This is a genomic window from Nocardioides cavernaquae, assembly GCF_003600895.1.
In the GTDB taxonomy this organism is placed as follows: Bacteria; Actinomycetota; Actinomycetes; order Propionibacteriales; family Nocardioidaceae; genus Nocardioides; species Nocardioides cavernaquae.
The window spans coordinates 972,739-988,885 of sequence record NZ_QYRP01000002.1 but is presented as its reverse complement, the minus strand read 5'-3'; the positions used below and the strand labels follow the sequence as shown (position 1 = coordinate 988,885).

The window sequence follows — 16,147 nt, the reverse complement described above, 5'->3', positions numbered from 1 at the left end:
TTGTGTCTGGGACACCATGTAGCCGTGACTGCTGACCCGGCGACTTCGGTCGTGCGCATCCCGCAGGAGGAGCGCACCCGCGCGATGCGGCAGCGTCTTCTCGAGGCCACCGTCGAGTGCCTGGTCGACGCGGGGTTCACCGGCACCTCCACCACGCTCGTCTCGAAGGTCGCCGGCGTGAGCCGCGGTGCCCAGCTGCACCACTTCCCGACCAAGAACGACCTCGTGGTCGCAGCGGTCCGCCACCTCGCGGAGCAGCGGCGCGAGGAGTTCGCCCGGGTCACGCACCAGCTTCCGACGGGCAAGGGACGCACCCGCGCGGTGCTGGGGGAGATGGCTGACTACGTCACCTCGCCGTTCTTCACCGCGGCCCTCGAGCTCTGGGTCGCCGCTCGCAGCGACGAGCAGCTGCTCGCTGCCGTCGGGCCCCTCGAGATCGAGGTCGGTCGTGAGCTGCACCGCATCGCGGTCGAGCTCCTCGGTGTCGACGAGACCCAGCCCGGTGTGCGCGAGCTGATCCAGGCCACCCTCGACCTCCTGCGTGGCCTCGGCCTCGCCAACACGCTCGGTGACGACAGCCGACGCCGCAGCCGCATCCTCGACCAGTGGGCCAACACCCTTGACCGTGAACTGAAGGAGCTCTCATGACCGTCCTCGATGGCGTCCTCGCCGACCTCAAGGCCGAGGGCGAGTACGTCGAGTCCCTTGTCGCCGGCCTCGACGAGCCGGGCTGGCGCACCGCCACGCCTGCTGAAGGCTGGGACATCGCGACCACGATCGCTCACCTGCTCTGGACCGACGAGACCTCGGTCAAGGCGATCGACGGCACCCTGCTGCTGAACGGTGAGGGCGACAAGGCGGCCTGGGACGAGGTCGTGATGAAGGCGTTCGCGGACCCCGCCGGGTTCGTCGACACCGAGGCGTTCGACCTCGCCAAGACCCACACCGGCGCCGATCTGCTCGCGCGCTGGCAGGAGTCGCGGGTCGCGCTCGACGCGAAGCTCCGCACCGTGCCGGACGGCCAGAAGCTGATGTGGTTCGGCCCGCCGATGAGCCCGGCCTCGATGGCCACCGCCCGCCTCATGGAGACCTGGGCGCACGGCATCGACGTCGCTGAGGGCCTCGGCCTGGTCCACGAGCAGAGCGACCGGATCCGCAACGTCGCGAGCCTGGGCCACCGCACCCGCAACTACTCGTTCGTGAACAGCGGCCTCGAGAAGCCGGCCGAGGATTTCCGCGTCGAGCTCACGCTGCCGTCCGGTGAGCTGTGGACCGCAGGGCCGGAGGATGCCGCGCAGAGGGTGACCGGCCCGGCGTACGACTTCTGCCTGCTGGTCACCCAGCGTCGGCACCGCGCGGACCTCGCACTCGTCGCCACCGGCGCCGACGCAGACAAGTGGCTCGACATCGCGCAGGCCTTCGCAGGCCCCGCCGGTGGTGGCCGCGAGCCCATGAACCAGGGAGGGAACAACTGATGAGCAACGAGATCGCACGCATCGGCAACTGCTCGGGCTTCTACGGGGACCGCCTGTCGGCGTTCCGCGAGATGCTCGAGGGAGGCCAGCTCGACTACCTGACCGGTGACTACCTCGCCGAGCTGACCATGCTGATCCTCGGCAAGGACACGTTCAAGGACCCCAACCTCGGCTACGCGCGCACGTTCGTGAAGCAGGCCGAGGACGCGCTCGGGCTCGCTCTCGAGAAGGGCGTCAAGGTCGTCGTCAACGCCGGCGGTCTGAACCCGGCCGGTCTCGCCGACAAGCTGCGCGAGGTCTCGAAGGGGCTCGGCCTCGACCCGAAGATCGCCCACGTCGCGGGCGACGACATCCGCCCGAAGGTCGCCGAGCTCGGACTCCTGAGCGACCTCTACGGCAACCCGCTGACCGCCAACGCCTACCTCGGCGCCTTCGGCATCGCCTCCGCGTTGAACCAGGGTGCCGACCTCGTCGTCACCGGCCGCGTCACCGACGCGTCGGTCGTCGTCGGTCCCGCCATCGCACACTTCGGCTGGACCCCCGAGTCGTACGACGAGCTGGCCGGTGCTGTGATCGCAGGCCACATCATCGAGTGCGGCACGCAGGCTGTCGGTGGCAACTTCTCCGGTTTCCTCGACCTGCCCGAGGCCGCCCGTGCCAAGCCGCTCGGCTTCCCGATCGCGGAGATCTCCGCCAACGGCGACATGGTCATCACCAAGCACGCCGGCACGGGTGGCGCGGTCACCGTCGACACCGTCACCGCGCAGCTGGTCTACGAGATCCAGACGACGAAGTACCTCAACCCCGACGTCACGGTCGACCTCACCTCGATCACGCTGACCCAGGAGGCCGAGGACCGCGTCGCCGTCACCGGCATCACCGGCTCCGAGGCGCCCGAGAAGCTCAAGGCTTGCCTCAACTACTTCGCCGGCTACCGCAACAGCGCAGAGTTCGTGATCACCGGCCTCGAGGTCGAGAAGAAGGCGGAGTGGGTCAAGGCCCAGATCGAGACCGCCCTCGGTGACGAGCGCCCGGCCCGCGTCGAGTGGTCGCCGGTCCGCCAGGTCAACGCCGACGCCGACACCGAGGAGGGCGCCTCGCTGCTGCTCCGGGTCAGCGCCTTCGACCTGGACGCGCAGAAGGTCGGCAAGGGCTTCACCGCCCCCGTCATCGAGCTGGCGCTCGGCTCCTACCCGGGCTTCTCGGTCACCCGCATGCCCGCGCCCGGCACGGCCTACGGCGTCTACGCCCCGGCGTACATCCCGCGTGACAGCGTCGAGCACACGGTCGTCCACGCGGACGGGTCCGTCGAGGTCATCCCCGACCCGAAGACCTCCGACGTGCCGCTCGACAAGAGCGAGGGCCTGCGCCCCTCGCCGTACCCGGCGCCGTCGGACACGCTGACCCGTCGCGTGCCGCTCGGCACCTTCGTCCACGGTCGCTCCGGGGACAAGGGCGGCAACGCCAACATCGGCCTGTGGGTGAAGAACGACGGTCACCCGAAGTACGCCGAGCGGGTCACCTGGCTGACCAAGTACATGTCTCCGCGCCAGGTCCGGGAGCTCATCCCGGAGTCGAAGGACCTCGACATCGAGGTCTACTGCCTGCCCAACCTGGGCGGCGTCAACGTCCTGATCCACGGCCTGCTCGACGAGGGCGTGGCCGCCACCTCGCGGTTCGACCCGCAGGCCAAGGGCCTTGCGGAATGGGTCCGCGGCCGTCTCGCCAACATCGAAGGGAACCTCCTGTGAACTACTCGCCCACCTACGGATGGACCGAGGAGCAGCTCGCTCTGAAGCACTCCGCCATGGAGTTCACCAAGCGCGAGGTGACGCCGAACATCGACCAGTGGGAGAAGGACGGCGAGATCCCGCGCGAGTTCCAGAAGACTCTGGCGGCTGCCGGCCTGCTCGGCGTCGGTGTCCCCGAGGAGTTCGGCGGCGACGGCGGCACCCTGATGGACATCTGTGCGCTGCAGGAGGGATTCATGGAGGCGGGCTGGTCCGGCGGCCTCATGGCCTCGGCGTTCACGCACGGCATCGCGATCCCGCACATCATCCAGAACGGCTCGAAGGAGCTCATCGACACCTGGGTCCGCCCGGTGCTGGCCGGTGACCTGATCGGTTCGCTCGGCGTGACCGAGCCCGGCACGGGCTCCGACGTCGCTGGCCTCACCACCCGCGCCGTCCGTGACGGCGACGAGTGGGTCATCAACGGTTCCAAGATGTTCATCACCTCGAGCGTCCGCGGCGACTTCGTCACCACCGCGTGCCGCACGTCGGACAACGGCGCCCACGGCCTGTCGCTGATCGTGGTCCCGAAGGGCACGCCCGGCTTCACGGTCTCCCGCAAGCTCGACAAGATGGGCTGGCTGGCCTCCGACACCGGCGAGCTGACCTACGACAACGTGCGGGTCCCGCTCACCAACCTGGTCGGCGAGGAGAACCACGCGTTCTACTACATCGCCAACAACTTCGTCACCGAGCGGATCTGGCTGGCGCTGATGGGCTACGGCCACGCGCTGCGCTGCCTCAACCTCGCCGCGAAGTACTGCCAGGACCGCGACACCTTCGGCAAGCCGCTGGTCGCCAACCAGGTCGTGCGCGCGAAGCTCGTCGAGATGCGCCGCCAGGTCGAGATCGCCCGGTCCTACACGCTCGAGATCGCGCGCCGCTACGACGCCGGCGAGACCGTGATCGCGGAGGCCTGCATGGCCAAGCAGACCGCTGTCGACACCTCCGTCTGGGTTGCCGACCAGGCCGTCCAGCTGCATGGCGGCATGGGCTACATGCGCGAGTCCGAGGTCGAGCGCCACTACCGCGACGTACGCCTGCTGCCGATCGGCGGTGGTTCCACCGAGGTCCTCACCGACCTCGCCGCCCGTCTGCTGGGCTACGCGCCGGGAGCCAAGAAGTGAGTGCCGAAGTGACCGCTGAGAAGGTGGAGCCCGAGCTGACGCTCGAGGAGACCCGCCGCGAGGCGATGCTCGCGAAGATCGCGCACATCGACGAGCAGAACCAGAAGGCCGTCAACGCTGGCGGCAAGTACATCGAGCGGCACAAGGAGCGCGGCAAGCTCACCGCCCGCGAGCGCATCGAGCTGCTCGTGGACGAGGGCTCGGCGTTCCTCGAGCTGATGCCGCTGGCCGGCTGGGGCTCCGACTTCGCGGTCGGTGCCAGCCTGATCACCGGCATCGGCGTCGTCTCCGGCGTCGAGTGCATGATCATCGCGAACGACCCGACCGTGAAGGGCGGAGCGCTCAACCCGATGTCGCTGCGCAAGTCCTTCCGGGCTGCGGAGATCGCGGAGAAGAACATGCTCCCGTCGATCAGCCTGACCGAGTCCGCGGGCGCTGACCTGCCGACGCAGAAGGACATCTTCATCCCCGGCGGCAAGGGCTTCCGCGACCTGACCCGGTCGTCGGCGATGAAGCTGCCCACCGTCTCGGTGGTCTTCGGCAACTCGACCGCCGGCGGCGCCTACGTCCCTGGCATGAGCGACTACGTGATCATGGTCAAGGAGCGCGCGAAGGTCTTCCTGGCCGGCCCGCCGCTGGTCAAGATGGCGACCGGCGAGGAGACCGACGACGAGTCGCTGGGCGGCGCGGAGATGCACTCGCGCATCTCCGGCTCGTCCGACTTCCTCGCCGTCGACGAGTACGACGCGATCCGTCTCGCCCGCCGCTGCATGGCCCGGCTCAACTGGCGCAAGAAGGGCACCACGCCCGACCCCGCGTCGTACGCCGAGCCGGACCTCGACCCCGAGGGCCTGCTCGAGCTGATCCCGACCGACCTCAAGGAGCCCTTCGACCCGCGTGAGGCGATCCTCCGGATCGTCGACGGGGTTTCGGCAAGCAACGAGGTGGCGTTCGACGAGTTCAAGCCGCTCTACGGCTCCTCGCTCTGCGTCGGCTGGGCGAAGCTCCACGGCCACCCGATCGGCATCGTGACCAACGCCCGCGGCGTGCTCATGTCCGAGGAGGCGCAGAAGGCGGCGCAGTTCATCCAGCTGGCCAACCAGAAGGACACGCCGCTGCTCTTCCTGCACAACACCACCGGCTACATGGTCGGCAAGGAGTACGAGCAGGGCGGCATCATCAAGCACGGCGCGATGATGATCAACGCGGTCTCCAACTCGAAGGTCCCGCACCTGACGGTGATCATGGGCGCCTCGTTCGGTGCCGGCAACTACGGCATGAACGGCCGCGCCTACGACCCGCGCTTCCTCTTCACGTGGCCCTCGGCCAAGTCCGCGGTGATGGGCCCGGCCCAGCTCGCCGGCGTCATGGAGATCGTGATGCGCGAGGCCGCGGAGAAGAAGGGCAAGCCGTGGAACCAGGAGGAGTTCGAGGGCATCAAGGCCTTCGTCATGCAGATGGTCGAGGACCAGTCGCTGCCCGAGTTCCTCTCCGGCCTCGTCTATGACGACGGCGTGATCGACCCGCGGGACACCCGCACCGTCCTGGGCATCTGCCTGTCCGTCATCGACAACCAGCCGATCGAAGGCGCCATGAACTTCGGCGTCTTCCGGATGTGAGGCCACCAATGACCACCATCACCCGACTGCTCGTCGCCAACCGTGGCGAGATCGCCCGGCGCGTGTTCCGCACGTGCCGCGAGCTCGGCATCGACACCGTCGCCATCCACTCGGACGCCGACGCGGGCATGCCGTTCGTGGCGGACGCCGACATGGCCGTCCACCTGCCCGGCAACACCCCGGCCGAGACCTACCTCCGTGGCGACCTCGTCATCGAGGCAGCGCTCAAGGCAGGCGCTGACGCCATCCACCCCGGCTACGGCTTCCTCTCGGAGAACGCCGCGTTCGCGCAGCAGGTCCGCGACGCCGGGATCATCTGGGTCGGCCCGGACCCGTCGTCCATCGAGCGGATGGGCTCGAAGATCGAGTCCAAGAAGCTCATGGAGGCCGCGGGGGTCCCGGTGCTCGGCTCGCTCACGCCCGACTCCGCGACCGAGGCCGACCTGCCTCTGCTGGTCAAGGCGTCCGCAGGTGGTGGTGGTCGGGGCATGCGCATCGTCAACTCCCTTGCTGACCTGGCGAAGGAGATCGACATCGCCTCGTCCGAGGCGGCATCCGCCTTCGGTGACGGCACGGTCTTCGTCGAGCCCTACATCCAGTCCGGCCGCCACATCGAGGTCCAGGTCGTCGGCACCGGTGACAGGGACGGCACCCTGGTATTCGGTGAGCGCGACTGCTCGGTGCAGCGCCGCCACCAGAAGGTGATCGAGGAGGCCCCGGCCCCCGCGCTGCCTTCGGAGACGCGGAAGGCACTGCACGAGGCAGCCAAGGCTGCCGCCGACGCGATCGACTACCGCGGCGCCGGCACCGTCGAGTTTCTCTACGACGTGGCCAAGGACCGCTTCTACTTCCTGGAGATGAACACCCGCCTCCAGGTGGAGCACCCGGTCACCGAGGCCGTCTTCGGTGTCGACCTGGTCGCGCTGCAGCTCGCTGTCGCCGAGGAGCGCTCGCTCGAGGACGTCGTCGTCGGTGAGCCGAAGGGCCACTCGATCGAGGTCCGCCTGTACGCCGAGGACCCGGCGCACGGCTACCAGCCGCAGTCCGGGCGCATCACCCGCTTCGAGATGCCCGGGGTCGTGTCGGAGTTCACCACCACCGGCTACGGCATCCGCCTCGACTCCGGTGTCGGCTCCGGCGACGAGATCGGCACCTTCTACGACGCGATGATCTCCAAGGTCATCGTGTGGGCCCCGACCCGTGAGCAGGCCCTGCGCCAGCTCGCCGGTGCCCTCGCGAAGGCGGAGCTGCACGGCCTGAAGACCAACCGCGACCTCCTGGTCAACCTGCTCCGCGACCCGGTCGTGGTCGGCGCGACGATGGAGACCACCTGGCTCGATGGCGCGGACCTGTCGGTGCTCGGTGCGCCGGTCGGCGGTGCCGATGCGGTGCCGCAGTCGGCGTTCGCCGCAGCCATCGCGCTGGCCGAGGCGTCCCGCGCCTCCCGTCCGGTCCAGACCCGGATCCCGGCCGGCTTCCGCAACGTCCCGTCGCAGCCGCAGGAGACGGTGTTCCTGCTCGGCGACGTCGAGGTCCCCGTGCACTGGTACGGCGGCCGGTCCTTCACCTCCGCCGACCTCGAGGACGTCATCGTGCGCTCGGCCACCGCCGAGACGGTCGTGCTCGAGACGGGCGGGGTGCGGCGTACCTTCGCGGTGCACGTCGGCGGCGATGCAGTGGACGTCGAGTCGTCGCTCGGACATGTCGCGCTCAAGCGCAAGCCGCGCTTCATCGACCCGGCCTCGCAGGTCGCGGCCGGCTCGCTGCTCGCGCCCATGCCCGGATCGATCATCGCGATCCGCGCCCAGGTCGGTGACGTCGTCACCGAGGGCCAGCCCATCCTAGTGATGGAGGCCATGAAGATGCAGCACACCATCTCCGCGCCGTACGCCGGCACGGTCACCGAGCTGGCCGCCGCCGAGGGCCAGCAGGTCGAGGCGGGCACCGTGCTCGCCGTCGTCACCCCCGACTCCGATGACTCCGAAGAGGACGCCAACTGATGAGCACCATGTTCACCGAGCCCGAAGAGCGCGTCGCGCTGCGTGAGGCCGTCAAGAAGCTGGCCTCCAAGTACGGCCGCGAGTACATCGAGAAGCAGGCGGCCGAGGGTGGCAAGACCACCGAGCTGTGGCTCGAGATGGGCAAGAACGGCTTCCTCGGCGTGAACCTCCCCGAGGAGTACGGCGGCGGTGGCGGCGGCATGGCCGACCTCGCTGCGGTCCTCGAGGAGGCCGCTGCTGCGGGCGCGCCGCTCCTGATGATGGTCGTCTCGCCTGCCATCGTCGGCTCGATCATCGCCCGCTGCGGCACCGAGGAGCAGAAGCAGCACTGGATCCCGAAGATCGCCGACGGCAGCGTGACCGCCGCGTTCGGCATCACCGAGGCAGACGCCGGCTCCAACGCCCACAAGATCACGACGACCGCCACCCGCGACGGTGACGAGTGGGTGCTCAACGGCCAGAAGACCTTCATCTCCGGCGTCGACGAGGCGCAGGTCGTCCTGATCGTGTCGCGCACGGCGGACGCGAAGACCGGCAAGCTGAAGCCGGCGCTCTTCATGGTCCCGACGGACGCTCCGGGTTTCACCAAGCAGCCCATCCCGATGGCCTGGAAGGCGCCGGAGAAGCAGTTCACGCTCTTCCTCGACAACGTGCGGGTTCCTGCGGATGCGCTGGTGGGTGACGAGGACGGCGGCCTGTGGCAGCTCTTCGCCGGCCTCAACCCGGAGCGCATCATGGGCGCCGCGATGTCGTGCGGTCTCGGCCGCTACGCCCTCGAGAAGGCCGTCGAGTACGCCAAGGCGCGCTCGGTCTGGAAGGACGCGCCGATCGGTGCGCACCAGGGCATCCAGCACCCGCTGGCCAAGGCCAAGATCGAGCTCGAGCAGGCCCGGCTGCTGTGGCAGAAGGCTGCTGCGATGTACGACGCCGGGGACGACTTCGGTGCAGGCGAGTACGCCAACATGGCCAAGTACGCCGCCGGCGAGGTCGCCTGCAACATCACCGACGTCGCGGTCCACACCCACGGTGGCAACGGCCTGACCGAGGAGTACGGCCTGGCGAACCTGCTGATCGCCGCCCGCCTCGGCCGGATCGCTCCCGTGTCCCGCGAGATGATCCTGAACTTCGTCGCCATGCACACGCTGGGCCTGCCGAAGTCCTACTGAGTCGGCTGGACACGACATGCCACGGCCGGGCCCTCCCTTGCGGGTGGGCCCGGCCGTCGCCGTACAGCCGGTTGCTACTTCAGCTCGTAGCAGGGCTTCGTGAACTCGTAGCCCTCTGCGGTCGGACCGGTGAAGGGCTCCGTCGCCACGCTCACCTTGGACGGGGCCTTGGGGTCGACCTTGTTCAGCTGGGTCACCCGGACCGCGCGATCCTGGGCGTCGGCGGCGTAGTTGCCCGCGCCGTCGGGGAGCGAGCCGTCACCGTCGACACCATCGAGGCCCTGAGCGGCCTTGAGCACACCGGCGCGCGTGAGGTCGTCATCCTCGATGGCCTGCTCGAGGACGGCCTGCATCACGTAGCTGCCGGCCCAGCCGAGGGCGTACCAGTCGTTCGGCGGAGTCTCGCCAGCCGCCGCGCGCATCGCCTCGAAGCCCTCGCCGCCGTCCTCCCAGTTCGGGAACGACGTGGCCTGCTGGTAGAGCGCCGTGATCGCCGGGCCGGCCGGGGTGCCGAGCACCAGCGAGTTCCAGGTCGGGATCGAGCCGAGGAACGGCACCTGCAGACCCTGCTGGGCCGCGCCGCCGACGACGGCTGCCATCTCCGTGGGTGACGTCGCGATGATCACCGCGTTGGGCTTCTCGCGCAGGAGGGTTGCGACAACGGGACCCTGCTTCTCCTGGCCGGGCTCGGTGGTGATGTCGACGAACTCGATGCCGCGCTCCTCGGCCGCGATCCGGGCGCCCACCATCGCGTCGTCGCCGTAGTCACCGGGGAAGTGGACGACCGCGACCTTCTTGGACTTGAGGGTGTCGACGGCGTGGTCGACCATGTTCATGGCCTCGGCGCAGTAGCTGGTGCCGACCTCGATGGTGTTGTCCTCGAAGATCCAGTTCGAGCCCAGCGAGGCCGGGCCGATGATCATCTCGTCGTCCTTGGCGTCGGGCAGGATCGTGTTGGTGTGGGCGGTGCCGAGGGACTGGGCGATCGCGAGGACGTCCTCGTGGATCTCCTGGTACATCTGCGCGTGGGTGTCGGTGTCGTACTTCGTGTCCTTCACGTTGGTCACGACGTCCACCTCGTAGTCGCCGATGCCGCCATCCGCGTTGACCTTCGCCCAGAAGTCCTTCTGCGCCTGGGTGAACGGCACGCCGACACCCTTGAAGACGCCGGTCAGGTCGGTGAGCACACCCAGGTAGATGCAGCCCTTCGAGTCATCGACAGCCTTGGGGCAAGCCTTGCTGGTGACACCGGGGACGGCGTCGGTGGTCTCGTCCTCACGGCCACAGCCGCTGACGGCGAGCGTGAGCGCGAGCGCTGACGCCGCCGCGCCGAATCGCATGGTCCTACGGTTCACGGTTCCTCCTGTATTGGTGCGGTCCCCGGCTCAATAGGAGAAGGGGAAGCTCTTCCAGTACGTCCGGATCCGCATCCAGATGCCGAAGAGCCCCCGTGGCTCGAACAGCAGGAACGCAATGATCAGGACGCCGTACATGACCTGCTCGAACTCGAAGATGTTCGGGTGCTCGGTGGCCGAGCTCGAGAGGAACGGGACCAGCGCGGGCAGCTCGCTGGCGATGCGCGGCAGCGAGGCGATCAGCATCGCCCCCATGATCGCGCCCGAGATGGTGGCGGCCCCGCCGATCAGCACCATCGCGATGAACTGGATGGAGAGCAGCAGGCCGAACTTGTCCGGGCTGAAGTGGCCGTTGAGGGCGAAGAGCAACGAGCCCGCCACGCCGGCGTAGAAGGACGAGACCGTGAACGCGACCAGCTTGGTGCGGGTCAGGTCGACACCCATCACGCCCGCGGCGACGTCGCGGTCACGGACCGCTGCGAACGCCCGCCCGACGCGGGACCGCACGAGGTTGCGTGCCAGCACGGCCATCACGACCAGGGTGCCCAGTGCCAGCCAGTAGAGCTTCTGCTCCTCGGTGTAGGCGCCGTCGCGGGTCAGCTCCATGCCGAAGAGGACGGGCTGCGCGGCGTCACGGCCGACCTGGTCGCCGCCCGACAGCGAGGTCCACTCGGCGAAGAAGTACTCGCCGATGAAGACCAGTCCGAGCGTGACGATGGCCAGGTAGAGCCCGCGAAGCCGTGCTGCGATGGGGGCGATGATCGCTCCGCAGAGCGCCGCCGCCAGACCGGCGCCGAGCATCCACAGGGGAGCGAAGTCCATGCCGTAGCCCAGCGAGCGGCCGTCGGGATCGCCCGACATCACGGCCGCGGTGTAGGCGCCGACGCCCACGAAGAACGCGTGCCCCAGCGACACCTGGCCGGCGTACCCGGTGACGATGTTGAGACCGATCGCCCCGATCGCGAAGACCAGACCGGTGAACCCGATCCGCAGCAGGTCGTCCTCGAGCTGGAGGGGCAGCAGGATCGCGAGCAGCAGGATCGCGAGCACGCCGATCTGCTTGGCGCGCGTGTTGAAGAGCGCCATGTCCTGGCGGTAGCTCGTGTAGAGCTCGGGGCGCCCCAACCGGCTGCTCATACGCGCTCGATCTCCTTCGTGCCGAACAGCCCGTAGGGCCGGACCAGCAGCACCAGCAGCATCAGGACGTAGGGGGTGATGTAGCCGATGTTGCTGTCGAGACCGGGGAAGAGATCGCGGTGGTACGTCGCGACGACCTCCTGGGAGACCCCGATCAGCAGCCCGGCGACCACGGCGCCCCCGAGCGAGTCGAGACCGCCGAGGATGATCACCGGCAGCGCTGCCAGGGCGATGACCCAGAGGTTCTGGTCGAGGGTGCCGCCGGTCGCAGCGAAGACGCCGGCGACGGCGGCCAGTCCTCCCGCCAGCGCCCACGACGCGGCGAAGACGGTGCCGACGTTGATGCCCTGGGCCATCGCGGCCTCCTGGTCGAGCGCGGCTGCGCGCATGGCCAGCCCGAGGGAGGTGAACCGGAAGAAGGCGAACAGGGCGGCGACGATGACCGCCGCGGTCACGAACGCCGCGAGGTGGCGGTGAGCGATGGTCACGTCGCCGATCCGTGTCGCGTCGAGGCCCCAGGGGTCGCCCATCACCCGGCCGTCCACACCCACGAAGGCGCCCGCGACGACCCGGACCACCACGTCGACACCGATCGTGATGATGGCGATGACGAAGACCGCCTTGCCGACCATCGGCCGGATCGCGATCCGCTCGACGACGAGCGCGAGGAGGGCGATGCCCAGCGTGCCGATGATGACGGCGAGGACGAAGCCGACCGTGGGCACCAGGTAGGAGACCAGGATCGCCCCGGACATCATGAAGGCCGGCTGCGCGAAGCTGATCACGCGCATCGACTTGTAGATGATCACGAAGCCGAGCGCGAGCAGCGCGTAGATCGACCCCAGCCCGAGGCCGCTGGAGGCAGCGGTGAGGAACTCCGTCATGAGCGCACCCCGGCGTACATCGACTCCACGAGATCCTGGAAGGTCTGGTTGATCGCCGAGCGCTTGACCTTCTGGGTCGCGGTCAGCTCGCCGTCCTCGTGGTCGAGTTCCTTCGGCAGCATCCGGAACTTCTTGATCTGCTCGACGGGGTTGTGGACCGCGTTGACCGCGTCGACGGCCTGCTGGACCAGGGCGAGGACCTCGGGCTTCTCGGTGAGGTCGCGATACGTCGTGAAGCCCAGCCGCTTGCGGCTGGCCCACTGGCTCACGGTGTCGAGCTCGATCCCGATCAGTGCGGTCAGGTAGGAGCGACCGTCGCCCAGGACCACCGCCTCCTTGATGTACGGCGATGCCTTGAGCGCGTTCTCGATCTCCGAGGGCGAGATGTTCTTGCCGCCGGCGGTGATGATGATGTCCTTCATCCGGTCGGTGATCCGCAGGTGCGTGCCGTCCACCAGCTCGCCCACGTCGCCGGTGTGCAGCCAGCCGTCGGCATCGACCGTCGCCGCTGTGTTCTCGGGGTCCCGCCAGTAGCCGGCGAAGACCGCCGGGTGCCGCGTGAGGATCTCTCCGGTCTGCTCGTCGATGCGCAGCTCGACCCCGGCATGCGCCTCGCCCACGGTGCCGACCTTCACGCGCCCGGGGCGGTTGCCGGTGGCCACAGCGGTGTTCTCGGTCATCCCGTAGACCTCGACGACGGGCACGCCGATGCCCATGAAGAAGGTGAGTACGTCGGGTGCGACCGGTGCTGCACCACAGAGGGCGTAGCGGACCCGGCGGAGGCCGAGCCGGTCGAGCAGCGGACGGAAGAAGAGCACCCAGCCGACGGCGTACACGAGGCGGGTCGCGAAGGTGTGGCGTCCTCCGTTGGCGGCCTTCTGCTCACCGATCCAGTGGGCGCGGGCCAGCCAGAAGTGCGCCCAGATCCGCTTGCCGCGCGTCGCCGACTCCAGCCGGATGCGGGTCGCGGCGAGCAGCTTCTCCCAGATGCGGGGGACGGCGAGGAGCAGCGTCGGCTGCACCTCCCGGAGGTTCTGCGGGACGGTGTCGATCGACTCGGCGAAGTTGACCTGGGTGCCTGCGCAGGCGTTGTACCAGGTGGTGAAGACCCGCTCCGCGACGTGGCAAAGCGGCAGGTAGCAGAGGGTGAGGTCCTTGGGGTTGGGCGGCGGCGACACGAAGCCGCCCTCCTCGATGACCGTGTGCATCGCCCACTCCACGTTGCCGACGGTGAGCATCGCGCCCTTCGGCGGTCCGGTGGTGCCGGAGGTGTAGACCAGCGTCATCACGTCGTCGTCGAGGGCCCCGCTCATGCGCTGCTCGACCGCGCCCGGGTGCGCTGCCCGGTGCTCCTCGCCGAGCTGGCGCAGATCGGTCCAGGCGAGCAGGCGCTCGTCGTCGTAGCGGTGCGCGATGCCGCGGGGCTCGACGTACACGATGCGGTCGAGGGTGGGGCAGTCGTCGAGGACCTCGAGCGCCTTGTCGAGCTGCTCCTGGTCCTCGGCCAGGTGGACCCGTGCGCCGCTGTGGCTGAGCAGGTAGCGCACCTCGGCGGCGGGGTTGGTCGGGTAGAGGCCGACCGTGATGCCGCGGACGGCGACGGTGGCGATGTCGAGGTAGAGCCACTCCGGGCGGCCCTCGCTCTGGATCGCGACCCGGTCGCCCGGCTCCACGCCGAGGGCGAGCAGGGCATGGCCGGCCAGGAGGATCTCCTCCCAGTACTCCGCCCAGGTGATCTCGTGCCAGACGCCGAGGTCCTTGCGGCGCAGGGCAACGGCGTTCGGGGTGCTCTGCGCGCGGTCGCGGATGCGGGTGGCGACGGTCGTGGTCATCCGGCGACCTCGCCATCAGTCAGCTCGCCGCCGAGGTAGGCATGGAGTACGGCGGGGTCGCGCTGCACCTCAGCGGGAGTGCCGATCGCGATCCGGGTGCCGAAGTCGAGGACCATCACGCGGTCGGCGATGTCCATGACCAGGCCCATGTCGTGCTCGACCATGATCAGCGAGAGGTCGAGCTCGTCGCGGATGTCGAGGATGTAGCGGGCCATGTCCTCGGTCTCCTCGAGGTTCATGCCGGCGACCGGCTCGTCGAGGAGCAGGATCTTCGGCTCCATCGCGAGCGCCCGGCCCAGCTCGACGCGCTTCTGCACGCCATAGGGCAGCAGGCCGACGGGCATCTTGCGCCACTGCTCGAGCTCGAGGAAGTCGACGATCTCCTCGACCAGCCGCCGGTGACGGATCTCCTCGCGCCGCGCCCGGCCGACCCAGACGAACGCCTCCAGTGCCGTGTAGTTGATGTGCTGGTGGCGCCCGAGCATCAGGTTGTCGAGCACCGTCAGGTTGGTGAAGAGCTCGATGTTCTGGAAGGTGCGCGCCATGCCGAGCCGGGCGATGGTGGGCGGGCTCTTGCGCAGCAGCTCGTCGCCGCCGAGTCGCACGCTGCCCTGCTGCGGGCGGTAGACACCCGAGAGCACGTTGAAGATCGAGGTCTTGCCGGCGCCGTTGGGGCCGATCACCGCGAACAGCTCGTTGCGACCGACGTCGAAGGAGACGCCGTTGACCGCCTTCACCGCTCCGAAGGAGAGGTGGACGTCGTCGAAGACCAGCAAGGGCTCAGTCATGAGGCCCACCGCTTCCGGCGCTTGTAGTGCTTGACGTCGCGGAACGACTTGCGGGCCTCGCCCTCGGCACCGAGTCCGAGGTAGAACTCGCGCACGTCCTGGTCGGCGAGCAGCTCCTCGGCCGGACGGTCCATGACGACCCGGCCGTTCTCCATGACGTAGCCGTGGTGTGCGATCTGCAGCGCCATCGTGGCGTTCTGCTCGACAAGCAGGACCCCGGTGCCGTGGCTGTTGATCTCGACGATGATGTCGCGGATCCGCTCGACCACCTTCGGGGCGAGGCCCAGGCTGGGCTCGTCGAGCAGCAGGTAACGGGGGTTGGACATCAGCGCGCGCCCGATGGCGAGCATCTGCTGCTCGCCGCCGGAGAGCAGGCCGCCCTGTCCCTGGCGGCGATCGGCGAGCACGGGGAAGAGGCCGTAGACGCGTTCGAGGTTGGCCTTGAGCTGCCGGCGCGCGGTGTGCGCGCCGGTGCGGAGGTTCTCCTCGACGGTCAGTTCCTTGAAGATCCGCCGGCCCTCGAGCACGTGGCGGACGCCCTTGCTGGCAAGGGCTGACGGCCTGAGGTGGCCGACGGAGTCGCCGTCCAGGCTGACACCGCCCTTGCGGATCGTGCCCTCGTGGATGTCGAGCAGGCCGGAGAGCGAACGCAGCACGGTCGACTTGCCTGCACCGTTGGCGCCGAGGAGGGCGACGATCCGGCCGTCGGGCACCTCAAGGCTCACTCCGCGCAGGGCGAGCACCACGTCGTCGTACACGACCTCGAGGTTCTTCACCGCCAGCATCAGCCCGTCAACCTCCCTCTGTGACGAGCGTCACAGTAGGTGGAGGCTACTGGTTGTTCGGCCCTGGAGGCGAGAGATCGAGGACGGATTTCCTCACTCGTTGCCGGAATGCAACCAAGCGCAGCGCTGTGGCCGTTTCGCTGGTTCAGGAACAGGATGGGTGGGTACTTTCAGCAAGCCTGGATGGAG

At 68.8% G+C, this 16,147-nt stretch carries 12 protein-coding genes and 1 pseudogene; 7 read left to right on the top strand and 6 right to left on the bottom strand.

Annotation, left to right across the window (positions count from 1 at the left end):
- The first annotated feature begins 24 nt into the window (after positions 1-24).
- The 7 genes and pseudogenes from D4739_RS04905 (at position 25) to D4739_RS04875 (ending at position 9,177) form a co-directional block, all read left to right on the top strand.
- Entirely contained in the window at positions 25-648 is a 624-nt protein-coding gene (locus tag D4739_RS04905; protein ID WP_238473527.1) for a TetR/AcrR family transcriptional regulator, read from the top strand.
- Positions 645-1,475: a TIGR03084 family metal-binding protein gene (locus tag D4739_RS04900; RefSeq protein ID WP_120059521.1), complete on the top strand. Its 831-nt coding sequence runs from the start codon at positions 645-647 to the stop codon at positions 1,473-1,475. Before D4739_RS04905 ends, D4739_RS04900 begins: the two co-directional genes overlap by 4 nt.
- Complete coding sequence (locus D4739_RS04895; RefSeq protein ID WP_120059520.1) at positions 1,475-3,226, top strand: acyclic terpene utilization AtuA family protein; 1,752 nt, start codon at positions 1,475-1,477, stop codon at positions 3,224-3,226. The genes D4739_RS04900 and D4739_RS04895 overlap by 1 nt, the downstream gene beginning before the upstream one ends.
- Positions 3,181-4,299: pseudogene (locus D4739_RS04890) on the top strand (acyl-CoA dehydrogenase family protein); the annotation flags it as partial. The gene D4739_RS04895 and the pseudogene D4739_RS04890, both read left to right, overlap by 46 nt.
- Before the next feature lie 158 nt (positions 4,300-4,457).
- Positions 4,458-6,011: an acyl-CoA carboxylase subunit beta gene (locus D4739_RS04885; RefSeq protein ID WP_120061737.1), complete on the top strand. Its 1,554-nt coding sequence runs from the start codon at positions 4,458-4,460 to the stop codon at positions 6,009-6,011.
- 8 nt (positions 6,012-6,019) lie between these two features.
- Positions 6,020-8,011, top strand: coding sequence for an acetyl/propionyl/methylcrotonyl-CoA carboxylase subunit alpha (locus D4739_RS04880; RefSeq protein ID WP_120059518.1), 1,992 nt, complete (start codon positions 6,020-6,022; stop codon positions 8,009-8,011).
- Positions 8,011-9,177: an acyl-CoA dehydrogenase family protein gene (locus D4739_RS04875; protein ID WP_120059517.1), complete on the top strand. Its 1,167-nt coding sequence runs from the start codon at positions 8,011-8,013 to the stop codon at positions 9,175-9,177. Before D4739_RS04880 ends, D4739_RS04875 begins: the two co-directional genes overlap by 1 nt.
- A 74-nt stretch (positions 9,178-9,251) precedes the next feature.
- Here the strand turns inward: D4739_RS04875 and D4739_RS04870 are convergent, their stop codons facing one another.
- From D4739_RS04870 to D4739_RS04845, 6 genes are read right to left on the bottom strand one after another with little or no spacing between them, the layout of a single operon-like run.
- Positions 9,252-10,532, bottom strand: coding sequence for an ABC transporter substrate-binding protein (locus D4739_RS04870; RefSeq protein ID WP_147384811.1), 1,281 nt, complete (start codon positions 10,530-10,532; stop codon positions 9,252-9,254).
- 30 nt (positions 10,533-10,562) lie between these two features.
- A complete protein-coding gene (locus D4739_RS04865; RefSeq protein WP_120059515.1) occupies positions 10,563-11,669 on the bottom strand; it encodes a branched-chain amino acid ABC transporter permease in 1,107 nt (368 codons plus the stop codon).
- The gene (locus D4739_RS04860; protein WP_120059514.1) at positions 11,666-12,553 is read right to left on the bottom strand and encodes a branched-chain amino acid ABC transporter permease; all 888 of its coding nucleotides are present in this window, start codon (positions 12,551-12,553) and stop codon (positions 11,666-11,668) included. The genes D4739_RS04865 and D4739_RS04860 overlap by 4 nt, the downstream gene beginning before the upstream one ends.
- Positions 12,550-14,385 carry an AMP-dependent synthetase/ligase gene (locus D4739_RS04855; protein WP_120059513.1) on the bottom strand — a complete coding sequence of 612 codons (1,836 nt, stop codon included), beginning with the start codon at positions 14,383-14,385 and terminating at the stop codon, positions 12,550-12,552. The genes D4739_RS04860 and D4739_RS04855 overlap by 4 nt, the downstream gene beginning before the upstream one ends.
- Positions 14,382-15,173: an ABC transporter ATP-binding protein gene (locus D4739_RS04850; RefSeq protein WP_120061736.1), complete on the bottom strand. Its 792-nt coding sequence runs from the start codon at positions 15,171-15,173 to the stop codon at positions 14,382-14,384. Before D4739_RS04850 ends, D4739_RS04855 begins: the two co-directional genes overlap by 4 nt.
- Positions 15,170-15,958 carry an ABC transporter ATP-binding protein gene (locus D4739_RS04845; RefSeq protein ID WP_120059512.1) on the bottom strand — a complete coding sequence of 263 codons (789 nt, stop codon included), beginning with the start codon at positions 15,956-15,958 and terminating at the stop codon, positions 15,170-15,172. Before D4739_RS04845 ends, D4739_RS04850 begins: the two co-directional genes overlap by 4 nt.
- Positions 15,959-16,147 lie beyond the last annotated feature (189 nt).

Coding starts and splice junctions, on each gene's coding strand:
- D4739_RS04895 (WP_120059520.1), top strand. CDS start 1,475: ATGAGCAACGAGATCGCACGCATCGGCAACTGCTCGGGCTTCTACGGG.
- D4739_RS04850 (WP_120061736.1), bottom strand. CDS start 15,173: ATGACTGAGCCCTTGCTGGTCTTCGACGACGTCCACCTCTCCTTCGGA.
- D4739_RS04865 (WP_120059515.1), bottom strand. CDS start 11,669: ATGAGCAGCCGGTTGGGGCGCCCCGAGCTCTACACGAGCTACCGCCAG.
- D4739_RS04880 (WP_120059518.1), top strand. CDS start 6,020: ATGACCACCATCACCCGACTGCTCGTCGCCAACCGTGGCGAGATCGCC.
- D4739_RS04845 (WP_120059512.1), bottom strand. CDS start 15,958: ATGCTGGCGGTGAAGAACCTCGAGGTCGTGTACGACGACGTGGTGCTC.
- D4739_RS04885 (WP_120061737.1), top strand. CDS start 4,458: ATGCTCGCGAAGATCGCGCACATCGACGAGCAGAACCAGAAGGCCGTC.
- D4739_RS04900 (WP_120059521.1), top strand. CDS start 645: ATGACCGTCCTCGATGGCGTCCTCGCCGACCTCAAGGCCGAGGGCGAG.
- D4739_RS04875 (WP_120059517.1), top strand. CDS start 8,011: ATGAGCACCATGTTCACCGAGCCCGAAGAGCGCGTCGCGCTGCGTGAG.
- D4739_RS04855 (WP_120059513.1), bottom strand. CDS start 14,385: ATGACCACGACCGTCGCCACCCGCATCCGCGACCGCGCGCAGAGCACC.
- D4739_RS04860 (WP_120059514.1), bottom strand. CDS start 12,553: ATGACGGAGTTCCTCACCGCTGCCTCCAGCGGCCTCGGGCTGGGGTCG.